Genomic DNA, 17,166 nt, shown 5'->3' on the forward strand with positions numbered 1-17,166 from the left:
GCAGCGAGCTACCAACCGCCGGTGGAAAGCCATTTTTCGACCTGATCCAAACGATCCGAACCCCAGAACGGCTCGCCGTCGATGACGATGTACGGCGAGCCGAAGACGCCGAGCGACACCGCCGCATCGACCTCCTGCCGCAGGCGGTCCTTCACCGCGGGATCGTTGAGCGCTTCCTTCATCTCGGCCTTGTCCACGCCCGCGTGACCCGCGATCTCGACCGTGTTCTCGGGCGTCGAGATGTCGACGTCGTCGGCGAAGTACGCGACGTACAGCGCGAGCGCGAGGCGCTTGGCGAGCGCCGGATCGCGATTGTTGAGGTGGTAGAACGCGCGCGCCGGCGCGGTCGTGCCGATCGGGAACTTGCTCGGCAGCTTGAAAGGGACGTTGAAGAGCCTCGACGTGCGCTCCAGGTCGCGCTTCATGTAGGCGCTCTTCAGCGGGTAGCTCGCGAGCGGCTGCATGCCGGTCACCTTGAACACCGCGCCGAGCAGGATCGGCCGCCACGTCGCCGTGCGGCCGTGGCGCGCGGCGATGTCCTCGATCTTCGCCGAGGCGAAATAGCCGTATGGCGAAGAGAAGTCGAAGTAGAAATCGATCGGGTTGCTCATTGTTGGCTCCGTTTTTAGACCAGGATCAGACCCCAACCGTCAGAATCGGGGTCTGACCCTACAACCGTTCGACTGCGATCGCGGTCGCTTCACCGCCGCCGATGCACAGCGCGGCGACGCCGCGCTGCAATCCGTGCTCGTGCAGCGCGCCGAGCAGCGTCACCATGATGCGCGCGCCCGAAGCGCCGAGCGGATGGCCGAGCGCGCACGCGCCGCCGTGCACGTTGACGCGATCGTGCGTAAGACCCAGATCGTCGATCGCCGCCATCGCCACGCACGCGAACGCTTCGTTGATCTCGAAGAGGTCGGTGCTCTTCGCGTCCCAGCCGGTCCTCTCGAAGAGCTTGCGGATCGCGCCGACCGGGGCAGTGGTGAACCACGCGGGCGCCTGCGAGTGGGTGGCGTGGCCGACGATGCGCGCGAGCGGCGTGAGGCCGCGGCGCTCGGCTTCTTCGAGCGTCATGATGACCATCGCCGCGCCGCCGTCGGCGATCGAGCTCGAGTTGGCCGCGGTGACGGTGCCGTCTTTTTTGAAGGCGGGTTTCAGCTGCGGGATGCGCTCGAGGTTCGCCTTCAGCGGCTGCTCGTCGTCTTCGACCGTGGCTTTGCCCGCGGCCACGGGAACGATCTCGCGCTTGAAGCGGCCCGACCTGATCGCGTCCTGCGCGCGCGTCAGCGACTCGATCGCGTAGCGGTCCTGCGCTTCGCGCGTGTAGCCGTATTTCGCCGCGGTCTCCTCGGCGTACGTGCCCATGAGGCGCCCCGGATCGTACGCGTCCTCGAGACCGTCGAGGAACATGTGGTCTTTCACTTCGGCGTGGCCGAGGCGAAGGCCTCCGCGCGCTTTCGGCAGCAGATAGGGCGCGTTGGTCATGCTCTCCATGCCGCCGGTCACCATGATGCGGTTGGTGCCGAGCGCGATCAGGTCGTGCGCGAGCATCGCCGCTTTCATGCCCGAGCCGCAGACCTTGTTGATCGTCGTGCAGCCGGTCGATTCGGGCAGGCCCGCGCCGAGCGACGCCTGCCGCGCCGGCGCTTGCCCGAGCCCCGCGGGCAGCACGTTGCCCATGATCACTTCGTCGACGTCGGCCGGTGCGATGCCGGCGCGCTCGATCGCCGCGCGGATCGCCGCCGCGCCGAGCTCGGGTGCGGCGAGCGATTTCAGCGCACCCTGGAAGCCGCCCATCGGGGTGCGTGCGGCGGAAGCGATGACGATTGACTTATCCATGACTCTCGCTCGTTCTGTCGCGCAGGCGCTTCGCCTGCTTTTACGGCGCTGCAGGCGGGGGCGCCTGCGCTACCGGGTCTCCTCGAACAGCTCTCTGCCGATCAGCCATCGCCGGATCTCCGACGTGCCCGCCCCGATCTCGTAGAGCTTGGCGTCGCGCAGGAGCCGGCCGGTCGGGCTGTCGTTGACGTAGCCCATGCCGCCGAGCGCCTGTATCGCTTCGAGCGCCATCCACGTCGCGCGCTCGGCCGAATAGAGTATGGCACCCGCGGCGTCCTTGCGCGTGATGCGCCCCGCGTCGCACGCGCGCGCGACCGCGTACACGTAGGCGCGCGCCGCCGAGAGCGTGGTGTACATGTCGGCGAGCTTGCCCTGCATGAGCTGGAAAGAGCCGATCGGCTCGCCGAACTGTTTCCTCTCGTGCACGTACGGCAGCACCGCGTCCATGCACGCCTGCATGATGCCCAGCGGCCCGCCCGCGAGCACCGCGCGCTCGTAATCGAGCCCGCTCATCAGCACGTTGACGCCGCCGCCTTCCCGGCCGAGCACGTTCTCCGCGGGCACTTCGCAATCCTGGAACACGAGCTCGCAGGTGTTCGAGCCGCGCATGCCGAGCTTGTCGAGCTTTTGCGAGGTCGAGAACCCCCTGAAGCCTCGCTCGATCAGGAACGCGGTGATGCCTTTCGGCCCCGCATTCGGATCGCTCTTCGCGTAGACGACGAGCACGTCGGCGTCGGGGCCGTTGGTGATCCACATCTTGGTGCCGTTCAGCACGTAGCGCTCGCCGCGCTTTTCCGCACGCAAGCGCATGCTGACCACGTCCGATCCCGAGCCCGCTTCGCTCATCGCGAGCGCGCCGACGTGCTCGCCGGAGATGAGCTTCGGCAGGTAGCGCTTCTTCTGCTCGTCGCTCGCGTTGCGCCGGATCTGGTTCACGCAGAGGTTGGAATGCGCGCCGTAGGAGAGCCCGACCGCGGCGCTCGCGCGCGAGATCTCCTCCATCGCGACGATGTGCTCGGCGTAGCCCATGCCGGCGCCGCCCCATTGCTCTTCGACCGTGATGCCGAGCAGCCCGAGCCGCCCGAGCTGCGGCCACAGGTCCCGCGGGAATTCGTTGTCGCGATCGATGTCGGCGGCGCGCGGGGCGATCTCCGCGTCGGCGAAGCTGCGGACGGTTTCCCGCAGGATGTCCGCGGTTTCGCCCAGGTCGAGGTCCAGAGAGGCGTAATCGGTCATGCAGATGTCGGCTTTTGTGTTGTTGCTGCGCAATAACTCGCGTAAAATCAATGGATTCTGCATCATAGGCCCGCGCGTTACACCCCGTCAACGAAAGCACCTATGAACCAACCACGGAACGCAACGATGGGCGACCAGAGCCAGCAGGTTGAATTGAAGTTCGACCCCGCGGAGGTGGCGCGGCTGTACGCCGACATCGCCGCCAGGAGCGGCGAGCTCCTCGGCAAGTTCATGGAACGCCAGGCCGAAGGCCAGGTGCGCCCGATGGGCGACGAGCTCGGCATCAGCAAGGCGTTCTTCGAAGCCTGGGCGCGCATGCTGACCGATCCGCTGCGCCTGGCCGAGACGGGCATGAAGATCTGGCAGGACTACGTCACGCTGTGGCAGGGCTCGTTCATGCGCATGCTCGGGCAGCAGCCCGCGCCCGTCGCCGAGCCCGCGCGGGGCGACCGGCGCTTCAAGGACGAAGCGTGGCAGAACAACTTCCTGTACGACTACATCAAGCAGTCGTACCTCATCGCCGCCAAGCACCTGCATTCGACGCTCGCGGGCGTTCAGGGCCTCGACGAGCAGACCGCGAAGAAGGTCGATTTCTATACGCGGCAGTACATCGACGCGCTCTCGCCGACCAACTTCGTCGGCACCAATCCCGAAGTGATGCGCGAGACCCTCGCCAGCGGCGGCCAGAACCTCGTGCGCGGCTTCGCCAACCTGCTCGAGGACCTCTCGCGCGGCAACGGCGAGCGGCTGAAGCTGCGCATGACCGACGAGGAAGCGTTCAAGGTCGGCGGCAACATCGCGACGACGCAGGGCAAGGTCGTGTTCCAGAACGACCTGATGCAGCTCATCCAGTACTCGCCGACGACCGAGACGGTGTACAAGCGGCCGCTGCTCATCGTGCCGCCGTGGATCAACAAGTACTACATCCTCGATCTGCGCGAGAAGAACTCGTTCGTCAAGTGGGCGGTCGGCGAAGGCCATACCGTCTTAATCGTCTCGTGGGTCAATCCCGATGCGCGCTTCGCCGGCAAGACGTTCGAGAACTATCTCAACGAGGGCCCGCTCGCCGCGCTCGACGCGATCGGGCGGGCGACCGGCGAGGACGAGATCGACATCGTCGGCTTCTGCCTCGGCGGCACGCTGGTCGCGACCACGCTCGGCTATCTGGCCGCGCAGGCGGACAAGCGCGTTAAGAGCGCGACTTTCTTCGCGACGCTGATCGACTTCACGCGTCCCGGCGAGCTCGAAGTGTTCGTCGACGAAGAGCAGGTCGCTTCGCTCGAGAAGAAGATGGAAGAGCGCGGCTATCTCGAAGGCTCCGAGATGGCGACGACCTTCAACATGCTGCGCGCCAACGACCTCATCTGGTCGTTCGTCGTGAACAACTATCTGCTCGGCCGCGATCCTTTCCCGTTCGACCTCCTGTACTGGAACTCGGACTCGACGCGCATGCCGGCGGCGATGCACAGCTTCTACCTGCGCAACATGTACCTCGAGAACAAGCTCGCGCGGGGCGGCATCGTGATGAACGAGACGCCGATCGACATGAAGGCGGTCGACGTGCCGACCTACTTCATCTCGACGGTCGAAGACCATATCGCGCCGTGGAAGTCGACCTACATCGGCGCGCGGCTCTTCAGGGGGTCGGTGCGCTTCGTGCTCGGCGGCTCGGGACACATCGCGGGCATCATCAACCCGCCCGCGGCGAACAAGTACGGATACTGGACCAACGACGGCTCGCTGCCCGAAGACCCGGAGGCGTGGCTCGCCGGCGCGTGCCAGCAGCCGGGCTCGTGGTGGACCGACTGGAGCCGGTGGATCGCCAGCCACGCCGGCCCGAAAGTGCCGGCGCGCGTCCCCGGCGATCACGAGCTGCCGGTGCTCGAAGACGCGCCGGGCTCGTATGTGACGCTGCGCGCCGACGCGCCCGGCGCCTCGTGTTTGCCCCTGGCGGTCGCGGCAGAGCCGGGGCCGGTCGCGGCCAAGCCTGACGGCGGGGAAGCGCCGGCGCCGCGCCAGCGCCGGCAGCGCCGCCCGGACGCTGCCGAAAAGCCCGCTGCCAAAGCGGTGAAGACGGCGCTGCGCGCGCCGCGCGCCAAATCGAAAAAAGCCTAAGGAGAAGAATATGGAGCTCAACGGCAAGGTCGTCCTGGTGACCGGCGGAGGCTCGGGTCTGGGCGCCGCCAGCGCGCGGCGTTTCGCCAGGGCCGGGGCGCGCATCGTGCTCGCGGACGTGAACGCCACGGGCGGCGAGGCGGTGGCGAAGGAGCTGGGCGCCGCGGCGGTCTTCGTGAAGACCGACGTCTGCGACGAGGCCGAGGCGCGCGCCACGGTCGACACCGCGAAGCAGCGCTTCGGCGCGCTGCACGGCGCGATCAACTGCGCCGGCATCGCGCCGGCCGAGCGCGTGCTCGGCAGGACCGGCCCGCACGGGCTCGCCATGTTCCAGCGCGTCATCAACGTCAACCTGATCGGCACGTTCAACGTCATCCGCCTCGCCGCCGAAGCGATGGCGCAGAACGAGCCCGGCGCCGACGGCGAGCGCGGCGTCATCGTGAACACCGCGTCGGTTGCGGCTTACGAGGGCCAGATCGGGCAGGCGGCGTACAGCGCGTCCAAGGCAGGGGTCGCCGGCATGACGCTGCCCATCGCGCGCGAGCTTGCGCGCTTCGGCATCCGCGTCCTGACCATCGCTCCCGGCATCATGGAGACGCCGATGGTCGCCGCGATGACCGCCGAAGTGCAGGCGTCGCTGGGGGCGCAGGTGCCTTTCCCGTCGCGTCTGGGCAAGCCCGACGAGTACGCCGCCCTCGCCGAGCACATTTTTTCGAACGTGATGCTGAACGGCGAGGTGATACGCCTTGACGGGGCCATCCGGATGGGTCCCAAATAGGAGAATCGAAATCGGGGTCTGTCCCCAATTTCTCGTATCGCGAAAATCGGGGTCAGACCCCGATCAAAGCGCCGCGGCCAAGCACCGCGGGGCGCATAAATAGACGCTGATAAACAGCCTTTTCGGCGGATGGTCGCCGTCAGGTTTCCGGTTAAATCGCCGTAATCCTGATTGAACATCCATCCAGCCCTGGGGAAGCTCGTGAAGCTCTGTAAGTGGCACACCCTCGTTTTCCGTTGCCCCTCGTGCGGGCACGAGGCCGACTACGCGGCCGAGATCGTCGAAGGCCCGAATAAAGGCAGCGCCTGGAACCCGTCGTACTGGTGCGAGAAGTGCAGCACTGCGCTGCGCGCCAAGGACAAGTGGCTCTTCGGCGCCGCTTTCGGTCCGCTCATGGCGATGGTCGGCACGTTCGCGATGCAGGCGGTGCCGCCGGCGTTCCAGCTCGCCGACGCTTTCGTCTTCGGTTTCGCCGCGATCTGCTGCGGCATCGTCGGCTGGCCGCTGTCGCGCCTGCTGTCGCGCCACCTCGTTTACTGGGAGCCGGTCGATCCGGCGAAGCAGCGGCTGGCGGAGATTCGCCGGTTGAGGGAAGACGACGAATAAGGCGAAGGTCGTGAACGCGTGAACGGGTAAAACCAGCAAAGGCCTCCAGTCGGAGGCCTTTTTTGTTTGGTGGTTATTCGCCGAGCCGCTGGGCTACCCTACGTTCTTACCCGTTCACTCGTTCACCTGTTCACGCCTTGATATGAGCTACAGCCACGTCACACTCGAAACTCCCGAACAAGGGATATACCTCCTCACTGTAAGCAGACCGAAATTTCTCAACGCTCTCAACAAGGCGACCCTGACCGACATCGCTGCGGCGCTCGAAGCGGTGAGGTCGGACGCGAGCGCGCGCGCGCTGCTGATCACCGGCGCAGGCGAGAAAGCATTCGTCGCCGGCGCGGACATCGCGGAGATGCAGGCGTATACCGTCGACGAGGCGCGCGCTTTTTCCGCGCAGGGAACCGCGGTCATGCAGGCGATCGAGGCGCTGCCGGTACCCGTGATCGCGCTGGTCAACGGCTATGCGCTCGGCGGCGGCTGCGAGCTCGCGATGAGCTGCGACTGGATCCTCGCGGCCGATAACGCGGTGTTCGGCCAGCCCGAGGTGAAGCTCGGCATCCCGCCGGGTTTCGGCGGCACTCAGCGCCTGACCCGGCTCGTCGGCCGGGCGATGGCGATCGAGCTCCTCGCCACCGCGCGTCAGGTAAAGGCTGACGAAGCCCGCGCCATCGGGCTCGCGAATCACGTCTATGCCGCTGCCGAGCTCCGGACGCGCGGGCTCGAGATGGCGCGGGCGATCGCGGCCAACGGCCCCATTGCGGTGCGTATCGCCAAGCAGTGCGCGCAGCGCGGCGCCGATCTCGATCTCGCCAACGCGTGCGTGCTCGAGACCAACTCGTTCGCATTGAGCTTTGCGACCGAAGATCAGAAGGAAGGCATGGCCGCATTCCTCGCGAAGCGCGCGGCGCAATTCGCCGGACGCTGAACGCGGCCGTTGCCGTCTGTCGAGCGCACGCGCGCTCATCCATTTTCCTAATGCGAGCGTCAAAATCGATTCGCGCTTTCGGGCGACGATCGAGGTGGCGCGCCGCAGCATGCGTTAGCGGCCTGGCATTTGCCTACCGGGAGGTATAATTTCTGCTCCCCGAACCGCACTCGCTACAGGCGCCGTGCGCGCGTTGAACGCTCCCCAAAGAAGGTGACGCCATGGACATGAAGGACATCCTGCCCGACGTAGACCCGCAGGAAACCCGGGAATGGCTGGAGGCGCTCGAGTCGGTGCTCGATCGCGAAGGTCCCGACCGTGCGCACTATCTGCTGGAACGTCTCGTAGAAAAGGCGCGGCGCTCCGGCGCTTACATTCCTTTCAACGCGACCACCGCCTACATCAACACGATCCCGCCTTCGCGCGAAGAGCGCTCGCCCGGCGACGCCGAGCTCGAGCACAGGATCCGCTCGCTCGTGCGCTGGAACGCGATGGCGATGGTCGTGCGAGCGAACAAGGAATCGTCCGAACTCGGCGGACACATCGCGAGCTTCGCGTCGGCCGCGACGCTGTATGACGTCGGGTTCAACCATTTCTTCCGTGCCGCGAACGAGAACTTCGGCGGCGACCTCGTGTACTTCCAGGGTCATTCGGCGCCCGGCATCTACTCGCGCGCTTTCCTGGAAGGGCGTATCACGCAGGACCAGCTCGACCACTTCCGGCAGGAAGTCGGCGGGAAGGGGCTGCCTTCCTATCCGCATCCGTGGCTCATGCCCGACTTCTGGCAGTTCCCGACGGTGTCCATGGGACTCGGGCCGCTGATGGCGATCTACCAGGCGCGTTTCATGCGCTACCTCAAGGACCGCAGCATCGTCGATACCTCCGGCCGCAAGGTCTGGGCGTTCATGGGCGACGGCGAGATGGACGAGCCCGAGTCCCTGGGGGCGATCTCGCTCGCCGGCCGCGAGCAGCTCGACAACCTCGTCTTCGTCATCAACTGCAACCTCCAGCGCCTGGACGGTCCGGTGCGCGGCAACGGCAAGATCATCCAGGAGCTCGAGGCGGGCTTTCGCGGCGCGGGCTGGAACGTGATCAAGGTGATCTGGGGCTCGTACTGGGACCCGCTGCTCGCGCGCGACAAGGACGGTCTGCTCCTCAAGCGCATGGAAGAGTGCGTCGACGGCGAGTACCAGGCGTTCAAGGCGAACGACGGTGCGTTCGTGCGCGAGCATTTCTTCGGCAAGTATCCGGAGCTTCGCGACATGGTCGCGAATATGTCGGACGACGACATCTGGCGCCTGAATCGCGGCGGCCACGATCCTCACAAGGTGTACGCGGCGTATGCGGCGGCGACCAAGCACAAGGGCCAGCCCACGCTGATCCTCGCCAAGACGATCAAGGGCTACGGCATGGGTGAATCGGGCGAAGCCCAGAACATCACCCACCAGCAGAAGAAGATGGGCACGAGCTCGATCCGGGCTTTCCGCGACCGCTTCAGCCTGCCGATTCCCGACGACAAGGTGGACGACGTTCCGTTCTACAAGCCGCCGGAAGATTCGCCCGAGATGAAGTACATGAGGAGCCGCATCGAAGCGATGGGCGGCTCGCTGCCGTCGCGCCGGCGCAAGGCGGCGCCGCTCGAAGTGCCCGCGCTCTCGGCGTTCGAAGCGCAGTTGAAAGGCACCGACAAAGGCCGCGAGATCTCGACGACGATGGCGTTCGTGCGCATCCTCAACACGATCATCCGCGACAAGAAGATCGGCAAGCTCGTGGTGCCCATCGTGCCGGACGAGTCGCGCACCTTCGGCATGGAAGGCATGTTCCGCCAGCTCGGCATCTACTCGCACGTCGGCCAGCTCTATCGCCCCCAGGACGCCGAGCAGCTCATGTACTACAAGGAAGACAAGAGCGGCCAGGTCCTCGAGGAAGGCATCAACGAGGCCGGCGCGATGTCGTCCTGGATCGCCGCCGCGACGTCGTACAGCACGAACGGGCAGGCGATGATCCCGTTCTACATCTACTACTCGATGTTCGGCTTCCAGCGCGTCGGCGACCTCGCATGGGCGGCCGGGGACATGCGCGCGCGCGGCTTCCTGCTCGGCGGCACCGCGGGACGCACGACGCTCAACGGCGAAGGACTGCAGCACGAGGATGGCCACAGCCACATCCTCGCGTCCACCATCCCGAACTGCATCTCGTACGATCCGACGTTCGCGTACGAAGTGGCCGTCATCGTGCAGGACGGACTGCGGCGGATGTATCAGGAACAGGAGGATGTGTACTACTACATCACCCTGATGAACGAGAACTACGAGCATCCGGCGCTGCCCGAAGGCGTGGAGAAAGGCATCCTCAAGGGGATGTACCTGCTCTCCGAAGGCAAGGCGAAGAAAGGACAGCCCAAGGTTCAGCTCCTCGGCAGCGGCACGATCCTGCGCGAAGTGCTCGCGGGCGCGAAGCTGCTCGAAGAGCAAGGCATCGCCGCCGACATCTGGAGCGCGACGAGCTTCAACCTGCTGCGCCGCGACGGACTGGAAGTCGAGCGCTGGAACATGCTGCACCCGGAAGCCGAGCGCCGCGCTTCCTATGTCGAGCAGTGCCTCAAGGATCGGCCGGGACCGGTCATCGCGGCGAGCGACTACATGAAAGTCTTCGTCGATCAGATCAGGCCTTTCGTACCGACCAAGAACTTCGTCGCGCTCGGCACCGACGGCTTCGGCCGCTCGGATACGCGCAAGGCCCTGCGCGGCTTCTTCGAAGTCGATCGGCACTACGTCGCGGTCGCGGCGATGAAAGCGCTCGCCGACGAGGAAGCGCTGCCGCGCAAGAAGGTCGCGGAGGCGATCAGGAAGTACGGCATCGATCCGGAGAAACCGGATCCGACGACGGTCTAGTGAACGCGTGAAGGGTGAAGGAAGACCTTTCCATCTCCGCACCCTTCACCCTTGACCCTTCACCCTTCACCAGCGAAGAACAATGAGCGAAACCATCGAAGTCAAAGTGCCCGATATCGGCGACTACAAGGACGTGCCGATCATCGAGGTTTTCGTCAAACCCGGGGACGAGGTGAAAGCCGAGGAGTCGCTGATCACCGTCGAGTCCGACAAGGCGACGATGGAAGTGCCCAGCCCGAGCGCGGGCACGGTGAAAGAGCTCAAGGTCAAGGTCGGCGACAAGGTGTCGCAAGGCTCGCTCGTGCTGTTGCTGGAGTCCGCCGGTGCGGCGAAGGCTGCGCCGGAGCAGAAAGCAGCGGAGCAGAAAGCAGCGGCCCAACCAGCGCCGGCGCCGAAAGCGGAAGCGCCCCGGCAGGAAGCCGCGCCTGCGCCGAAGGAGCAACCGGCCGCCGCGCCTGCGCCGCAGCGCGCACCTGCGGCGCCTGCCGCCGCGGTCGACGAAGCCGGCTTTGCGAAAGCGCACGCGAGCCCCGCGATCCGCCGGCTTGCGCGCGAGTTCGGCGTCGACCTCGCGCGCGTCAAGGGCAGCGGCCCGAAAGAGCGCATCACCCGGGAAGACGTGCAGGGGTACGTCAAGCAGCAGCTCGCGCAGCCGTCCGGCGCGCCGGGCGCCGCGGGCGGCATCGGCATCAACCTCATACCGCTGCCGCAGGTCGACTTCTCCAAGTTCGGCGAGATCAAAGTCGAGGCGCTGTCGCGCATCAAGAAGCTCTCGGGCGCGAACCTGCACCGCAACTGGGTCACGATCCCGCACATCACACAGAACGACGAAGCGGACATCACCGAGCTCGAGGCTTTCCGCAAAGCGCAGGCCGACGATGCGAAGAAGGAAGGCGTGCGGCTCACCCTGCTCGCGTTCCTCATCAAGGCTTCGGTTGCGGCGCTCAGGAAATTCCCCGAGTTCAACGCTTCGCTCACGCCCGACGGCGAGAGCCTCGTGCTGAAGCAGTACTACAACATCGGCGTCGCGGTCGACACGCCGAACGGGCTCGTCGTGCCGGTGCTGCGCGACGCGGACAAGAAAGGCCTGTTCCAGCTCGCGCGCGAGCTCGGCGAGGTGTCCGAGCGCATGCGCACGGGCAAGATCGCGCCCACCGACATGCAGGGCGGCTGTTTCTCGATCTCGAGCCTGGGCGGCATCGGCGGCGGGCACTTCACGCCGATCATCAACGCCCCCGAGGTCGCGATCCTCGGCGTCGGCAGGTCGGCGATGAAGCCGCACTGGACGGGCAAGGAGTTCGCGCCGCGTCTCATGCTGCCGTTGTCGCTGTCCTACGATCACCGCGTCATCGACGGCGCGCTGGGCGCCCGGTTCATCACGTACCTGACCAGCGTGCTCGCTGACATCCGGCGGCTCGTGCTGTAAGCCCACGTCGATGCAATCGGCGGGACCCATCGGGGTCTTCGGCGGCACCTTCGACCCGATCCATTACGGCCACCTGCGCCTCGCGCAGGAGATCCTCGAGACCGCGAAGCTCGGCGAAGTGCGCTTCGTCCCGAGCGGCACGCCGCCGCATCGCACGCGGCCCGGCGCCGACCCGGCGGACCGCGTGGAGATGGTGAAGCTCGCGATCGCCGGCAACGAACGCTTCGCCTGCGACGACCGGGAGACTCGCCGCGCCGGCAAGGGCTATACGGTCGACACCCTGTCGGAGATCCGGCACGAGATCGGCAAGCAGCGCCCGCTCGCGATGCTGGTCGGCGCGGACGCCTTTCTCGATCTCGCGACGTGGCATCGGTGGCGCGAGCTGTTCGCTCTCGCGCACATCATCGTCGCGTATCGGCCCGGGTATCCGATCGACACGTGGCAGGCGCGCATGCCCGAGCCGCTGGCGCACGAGTATGCGGTACGCTACATGCAACAACCGCTGGCCGTGCACCTGGCGGCAGCGGGCGGAATCGCCGCGGTGTCGATGACGGGCCTCGACATCTCCGCGACGTTCGTGCGCACCGCCGTGCAGCAGGGGACGAGCCCGCGTTACCTTACGCCCGACGCGGTTCTCGACTATATTCGAGCGCACGGCTTATACCGCTAAGGATTTGATGACACTGACCAAATTGACGAAGACCGCGGTCGCGGCGCTGGAGGACATCAAGGGCCGCGACATCGTGTCGCTCGACGTGAGGAAGCTCACCGCGCTGTTCGACAAGGTCGTCATCGCGACCGCCGACAACAACCGTCAGGCCGCGGCGATGGCGAGAAATCTGCAGGAGAAGGTCAAGGCCGCGGGCGGCCGCGTCCACGGCGTCGAGGGCGAGCAGGGCGGCGAGTGGGTGCTCGTCGATCTCGGCGACGTGATCGTGCACATCATGCAGCCCGCGGTGCGCCAGCATTACAACCTCGAAGAGCTCTGGACGCCCCCGAAGCCGGCGCGCAAGCGCGCGGCCAAGTCCGTCACCACCGCCGAGACTTGAAACTGCTCATCGTCGCCGTCGGTCATCGCATGCCGGCGTGGGTCGACGCGGGATTTCAGGAATACGTGAAGCGCATGCCGCGTGAGGCGGCGATTGCGCTGATCGAGGTCAAGGCCGAGCCCCGAAGCGAGGAGACGAGCTCGACGCGCATCATGGACGCCGAGGCGAAGCGCATTTCGGCGGCGATCCCTAAAGGTGCGATCAAGGTCGTGCTCGACGAGCGCGGCAGGATGATGACCACCCGCGACGTCGCTGCGCGCTTTTCCGGGTGGCAGATGGAAGGGCGCGACGTCGCATTCGTCATCGGCGGCGCCGACGGCCTGGCCCCCTCGGTCAAGCGCGATGCGGACGTCATGTGGTCGCTGTCCGCGCTGACGCTGCCGCACGGCCTGGTGCGGGTGGTCCTCGCCGAGCAGCTCTACCGGACGTTCAGCCTCCTCAGGAACCACCCCTACCACCGCGAATGAGCGCTCCCACGGTCAATAGTGAATGGAATTTGGGCGGCGCCCTGCTTATGATGCGTCCATGGCACCCGCGATGAAATCGATGAAGCAGACGATCTATCTCGCGTCGCGCAGCCCGCGCCGGCGCGAGCTCCTGAAGCAGATCGGCGTCGCGTTCCAGCTCTTCCAGCTCCGCGAGGAGCCCGGCCGCGATCCCGACGTCGACGAGACGCCCGCCAGGGACGAGTCGGCCAGCGCATACGCGCTGCGCATCGCCCGCACCAAGGCCGAGGTCGCCTCGCATTACATGCAGCGCCGTGCGCTGTCGCAGCGCTGGCCCGTCCTCGCGGCCGATACCACGGTCGTCTGCGCCGGCCGCATCATCGGCAAGCCCGCGACCAACGACGAGGCGGCGCGCATGCTCAAGGAGCTCGCGGGCACCCAGCACGAGGTCGTCACCGCGATCGCTCTGGCGTTCAACGACCGCGTCGAGACCGCGGTGTCCGAATCGAAAGTGTGGTTTCGCGATCTCGCGCAGGACGAGATCCGTCGCTACGTCGCGGCCGGAGAATCGCTCGACAAGGCGGGGGGATACGCGGTGCAGGGCCGTGCCGCGGCTTTCATCACGCGCATCGAAGGCAGCTATTCGGGCATAGTCGGCCTGCCGCTCGCGGAGACCGCGAGCCTGCTGGCGAAGGCGGGGATAGAGACGCTGTGAGACTGAACGACAGCGGAGGAGTGGACGGCGAGCTGCGCGGCGAGCGGGCGGCGGCGCCCGCGTTCACCCGCGCCGACACGCCGTCGCGCTTCGCGATGCCGGAAGAGATCCTCATCAACGTGACGCCGCAGGAGACGCGCGTCGCGGTGATCGAGCACGGCGTCACCCACGAGCTGCACATCGAGCGCATTTCGGCGCGCGGTCTCGTCGGCAATATCTACATGGGCCGCGTCGTCCGCGTGCTGCCGGGCATGCAGTCGGCGTTCATCGACGTGGGCGGCGAGCGTGCGGCGTTCCTCCACGTCGCCGACATCTGGGGCAGCCGCGGCAACGGCCATCACGGCGGCGCCGGCGGCGTGCCGATCGAGCGGCTGCTCGCCGAAGGCCAGAGCCTCGTCGTGCAGGTGGTGAAAGATCCGATCGGCACCAAAGGCGCTCGCCTGTCGACGCAGATCAGCATCGCCGGACGCTTCCTCGTGTACCTGCCGCAGGAATCGCACATCGGCATCTCTCAGCGCATCGACGACGAGGAGGAGCGGCAGCACCTGCGGGAGAAGCTCCAGCACATCCTGCCGCCGGACGAGAAAGGCGGCTTCATCATCCGCACGATGGCGGAGACGGCGTCCGACAACGAGCTCGCCTCCGACGTCGAGTACTTGCGCAAGCTGTGGCACGGCATACAGGAACGCGCGCAGACCGCGCCTACGCTCACGGTGTTGTATCAAGACCTCAACCTGTCGCTGCGCGTGCTGCGCGACTTCGTGCACGAGGACACCGCGCGCATCCTGATCGATTCGCGCGAGACGTTCCAGGCGATGCAGAAGTTCGCGCAGGAGTTCACGCCGAACGTCTGCGAGCGCCTCGATCATTACCAGGGCGAGCGGCCGCTGTTCGACCTCTACGGCGTCGAGGACGAGATCGAGAAGGCGCTCGCGCGCCGCGTCGATCTGAAGTCGGGCGGCTACCTCATCATCGACCAGACCGAGGCGTTGACGACGGTCGACGTGAACACCGGCGGTTTCGTCGGCGGGCGCAGCTTCGACGACACCATCTTCAAGACCAACCTCGAAGCGGCGCAGGTCATCGCGCGCCAGCTGCGCATGCGCAACCTCGGCGGCATCATCATCATCGACTTCATCGACATGGATTCGGAGGAGCACCGGCACGCCGTGCTCACCGAGTTCCGCAAGGCGCTCGCGCGCGACCGCACGCGCATGACGGTGAACGGCTTCACGCAGCTCGGTCTGGTCGAGATGACCAGGAAGCGCACGCGCGAATCGCTCGCGCACGTGCTGTGCGAGCCGTGCCCGGTATGCGAAGGCCGCGGCGAGCTCAAGACCGCGCAGACGGTCTGTTATCAAATCCTGCGCGAGCTGCTGCGCGAAGCGCGGCAGTTCAACGCCCGCGAGTACCGCATCCTCGCCTCGCAGCAGGTGATCGACATGTTCCTGGACGAGGAATCGCAGAGCCTCGCGATGCTTTCGGACTTCATCGGCAAGCCGGTTTCGCTGCAGGTGGAAAGCGCGTACAACCAGGAACAGTTCGATATCGTCCTGATGTAGAGAGGAGAGAGGAGAGAAGAGATAGGAGAAGGACTGTGGCAAGCTCCTCTCCTGTCTCCTTTATCCTCTCTCCTTTCCGCCCCGCATTGAACCACCCAGCCTCCACCACGCACCACAAGCGCGCCGCGACCACACCGCTGCGCATCCTCGCCGAGCAGGCTTTTTCGCGCGCGGCGGGCGCCCCGCTCGTCGGCGGCAACAGCGTGCGCGTGCTGAAGGACGCGGAGGAGAACTTCCCGGCGTGGCTCGACGCGATCGCCGGCGCGAAGCGCTCGGTGTTCTTCGAGCACTACATGATCGCCGACGATCACGTCGGGCGCGATTTCGCCGCCGCGCTCGTCGAGCGCGCGCGGGCCGGCGTCAAGGTGCGCGTGATCTACGACTGGTTCGGCAGCTTCGGGCTCGGCATGTCGAAGCTCGCCCGGCAGATCGTGCAGGCGGGCGGTGAGGTGCGCTGCTTCAACGCGCCGCGGCTCGACAGTCCGTTCGGCTGGCTCACGCGCGATCATCGCAAGCTCGTCTGCGTCGACGGCGAAGTCGCGTTCGTGAGCGGCCTGTGCGTGACGCGAAAGTGGGTGGGCGACCCGGCGCGCGGCATCGACCCCTGGCGAGACACCGGCGTGGAGCTGCGCGGGCCCGCGGTCGCCGACCTCGAGGATGCGTTCGCGCAGGTGTGGGCGGCGACCGGCGATCCGCTCGCGCCCGACGACCTGACCCGGCCGTCACGGATCGAAGCCGCCGGCGACGTGACGCTGCGCGTGCTCGCGACCGCCCCCAACATCGCGGGCCTGTACCGGCTGGACCAGCTCATCGCCGCGATGGCGACGCGCACGCTGTGGCTGACCGACGCCTATTTCGTGGGCGTCGCGCCGTATGTCCAGGCGCTGCGCGCGGCGGCGCTCGACGGCGTCGACGTGCGCCTGCTCGTCCCCGGCTCGAGCGACGTGCCGTGGGTGTCGCGCGTGTCGCGCGCGGGCTACCGCTCGCTGCTCGAGGCCGGCATACGCGTCTACGAATGGAACGGCCCGATGCTGCACGCCAAGACGGCGGTGGCCGACGGCCGCTGGGCGCGCGTCGGCTCGACCAATCTCAACCTCGCGAGCTGGATCGGGAACTACGAGCTCGACCTGGCGGTCGAGGACGCCCGGATCGCCGAGCACATGGCCGAGATGTACGAGCTCGACCTCGAGCATGCGACCGAGATCGTGCTCGACCAGCGCAGCCGGCCCCGTGCGGCCGGGCGGCCTGCGCATCGCGGCCGCAGCCGGCGCGGCGCCCGGGGCAGCGCCGCGCGCGCGGCCGCCGGCGCGCTGCGGATCTCGCATACCGTCGGGGCGGCGATCACCAACCGGCGCGTGCTCGGCCGGACCGAGGCGGGCGTGATGATGGGCGTCGGAGCGGGGCTGCTCTCCCTCACCGCGGTCGGCATCCTGTGGCCGCTCGTCCTCGCGGTGCCGATCGTGCTCATCGGCGGCTGGATGGGCATCGCGCTCGTCATCCGCGCGCTCGAGCTCTACACCCACCGCGAACCGGACGAGGATCGTCCTCCGGACGATGCCCGGTAAACGCCTC

The 17,166-nt window shown here is 66.8% G+C and carries 15 protein-coding genes; 12 read left to right on the forward strand and 3 right to left on the reverse strand.

Going from position 1 to position 17,166, the window contains the following annotated elements; all coding sequences use genetic code 11:
* Nucleotides 1-8: 8 nt before the first annotated feature.
* From VHP37_09385 to VHP37_09395, 3 genes are all read right to left on the reverse strand, one after another.
* Nucleotides 9-611 (reverse strand): 2-hydroxychromene-2-carboxylate isomerase, encoded by a 603-nt coding sequence (locus VHP37_09385; protein ID HEX2826544.1) that lies wholly within the window; start codon nucleotides 609-611, stop codon nucleotides 9-11.
* A 58-nt stretch (nucleotides 612-669) separates the two neighbouring features.
* On the reverse strand, nucleotides 670-1,839 hold the full coding sequence (locus VHP37_09390; protein ID HEX2826545.1) for an acetyl-CoA C-acyltransferase: 1,170 nt from the start codon (nucleotides 1,837-1,839) through the stop codon (nucleotides 670-672).
* 69 nt (nucleotides 1,840-1,908) lie between these two features.
* The gene (locus VHP37_09395; protein HEX2826546.1) at nucleotides 1,909-3,075 is read right to left on the reverse strand and encodes an isovaleryl-CoA dehydrogenase; all 1,167 of its coding nucleotides are present in this window, start codon (nucleotides 3,073-3,075) and stop codon (nucleotides 1,909-1,911) included.
* Between the two features lie 102 nt (nucleotides 3,076-3,177).
* On the opposite strand from VHP37_09395, the gene phaC reads away from it, so the two are divergent.
* From phaC to VHP37_09455, 12 genes are all read left to right on the forward strand, one after another.
* The gene (gene phaC / locus VHP37_09400) at nucleotides 3,178-5,190 is read left to right on the forward strand and encodes a class I poly(R)-hydroxyalkanoic acid synthase (protein ID HEX2826547.1); all 2,013 of its coding nucleotides are present in this window, start codon (nucleotides 3,178-3,180) and stop codon (nucleotides 5,188-5,190) included.
* Between the two features lie 10 nt (nucleotides 5,191-5,200).
* Nucleotides 5,201-5,968: an SDR family NAD(P)-dependent oxidoreductase gene (locus VHP37_09405; protein HEX2826548.1), complete on the forward strand. Its 768-nt coding sequence runs from the start codon at nucleotides 5,201-5,203 to the stop codon at nucleotides 5,966-5,968.
* Nucleotides 5,969-6,169: 201 nt separating this feature from the next.
* Nucleotides 6,170-6,574 carry a hypothetical protein gene (locus VHP37_09410; protein HEX2826549.1) on the forward strand — a complete coding sequence of 135 codons (405 nt, stop codon included), beginning with the start codon at nucleotides 6,170-6,172 and terminating at the stop codon, nucleotides 6,572-6,574.
* Nucleotides 6,575-6,716: 142 nt separating this feature from the next.
* Complete coding sequence (locus VHP37_09415; GenBank protein ID HEX2826550.1) at nucleotides 6,717-7,502, forward strand: enoyl-CoA hydratase-related protein; 786 nt, start codon at nucleotides 6,717-6,719, stop codon at nucleotides 7,500-7,502.
* 221 nt (nucleotides 7,503-7,723) lie between these two features.
* Nucleotides 7,724-10,396: a pyruvate dehydrogenase (acetyl-transferring), homodimeric type gene (gene aceE / locus VHP37_09420; GenBank protein ID HEX2826551.1), complete on the forward strand. Its 2,673-nt coding sequence runs from the start codon at nucleotides 7,724-7,726 to the stop codon at nucleotides 10,394-10,396.
* Between the two features lie 82 nt (nucleotides 10,397-10,478).
* On the forward strand, nucleotides 10,479-11,822 hold the full coding sequence (gene aceF / locus VHP37_09425) for a dihydrolipoyllysine-residue acetyltransferase (GenBank protein ID HEX2826552.1): 1,344 nt from the start codon (nucleotides 10,479-10,481) through the stop codon (nucleotides 11,820-11,822).
* Nucleotides 11,823-11,832: 10 nt separating this feature from the next.
* Complete coding sequence (gene nadD / locus VHP37_09430; protein HEX2826553.1) at nucleotides 11,833-12,492, forward strand: nicotinate-nucleotide adenylyltransferase; 660 nt, start codon at nucleotides 11,833-11,835, stop codon at nucleotides 12,490-12,492.
* 7 nt (nucleotides 12,493-12,499) lie between these two features.
* A complete protein-coding gene (rsfS, locus tag VHP37_09435) occupies nucleotides 12,500-12,871 on the forward strand; it encodes a ribosome silencing factor (GenBank protein HEX2826554.1) in 372 nt (123 codons plus the stop codon).
* A complete protein-coding gene (gene rlmH, locus VHP37_09440) occupies nucleotides 12,868-13,338 on the forward strand; it encodes a 23S rRNA (pseudouridine(1915)-N(3))-methyltransferase RlmH (GenBank protein ID HEX2826555.1) in 471 nt (156 codons plus the stop codon). The genes rsfS and rlmH overlap by 4 nt, the downstream gene beginning before the upstream one ends.
* Before the next feature lie 58 nt (nucleotides 13,339-13,396).
* On the forward strand, nucleotides 13,397-14,032 hold the full coding sequence (locus VHP37_09445; protein ID HEX2826556.1) for a Maf family protein: 636 nt from the start codon (nucleotides 13,397-13,399) through the stop codon (nucleotides 14,030-14,032).
* A 95-nt stretch (nucleotides 14,033-14,127) separates the two neighbouring features.
* On the forward strand, nucleotides 14,128-15,594 hold the full coding sequence (gene rng / locus VHP37_09450; GenBank protein ID HEX2826557.1) for a ribonuclease G: 1,467 nt from the start codon (nucleotides 14,128-14,130) through the stop codon (nucleotides 15,592-15,594).
* A gap of 86 nt (nucleotides 15,595-15,680) precedes the next feature.
* The gene (locus VHP37_09455; protein HEX2826558.1) at nucleotides 15,681-17,159 is read left to right on the forward strand and encodes a phospholipase D-like domain-containing protein; all 1,479 of its coding nucleotides are present in this window, start codon (nucleotides 15,681-15,683) and stop codon (nucleotides 17,157-17,159) included.
* Nucleotides 17,160-17,166 lie beyond the last annotated feature (7 nt).

The organism is Burkholderiales bacterium (genome assembly GCA_036262035.1).
Classification (GTDB): Bacteria; Pseudomonadota; Gammaproteobacteria; order Burkholderiales; family SG8-41; genus JAQGMV01.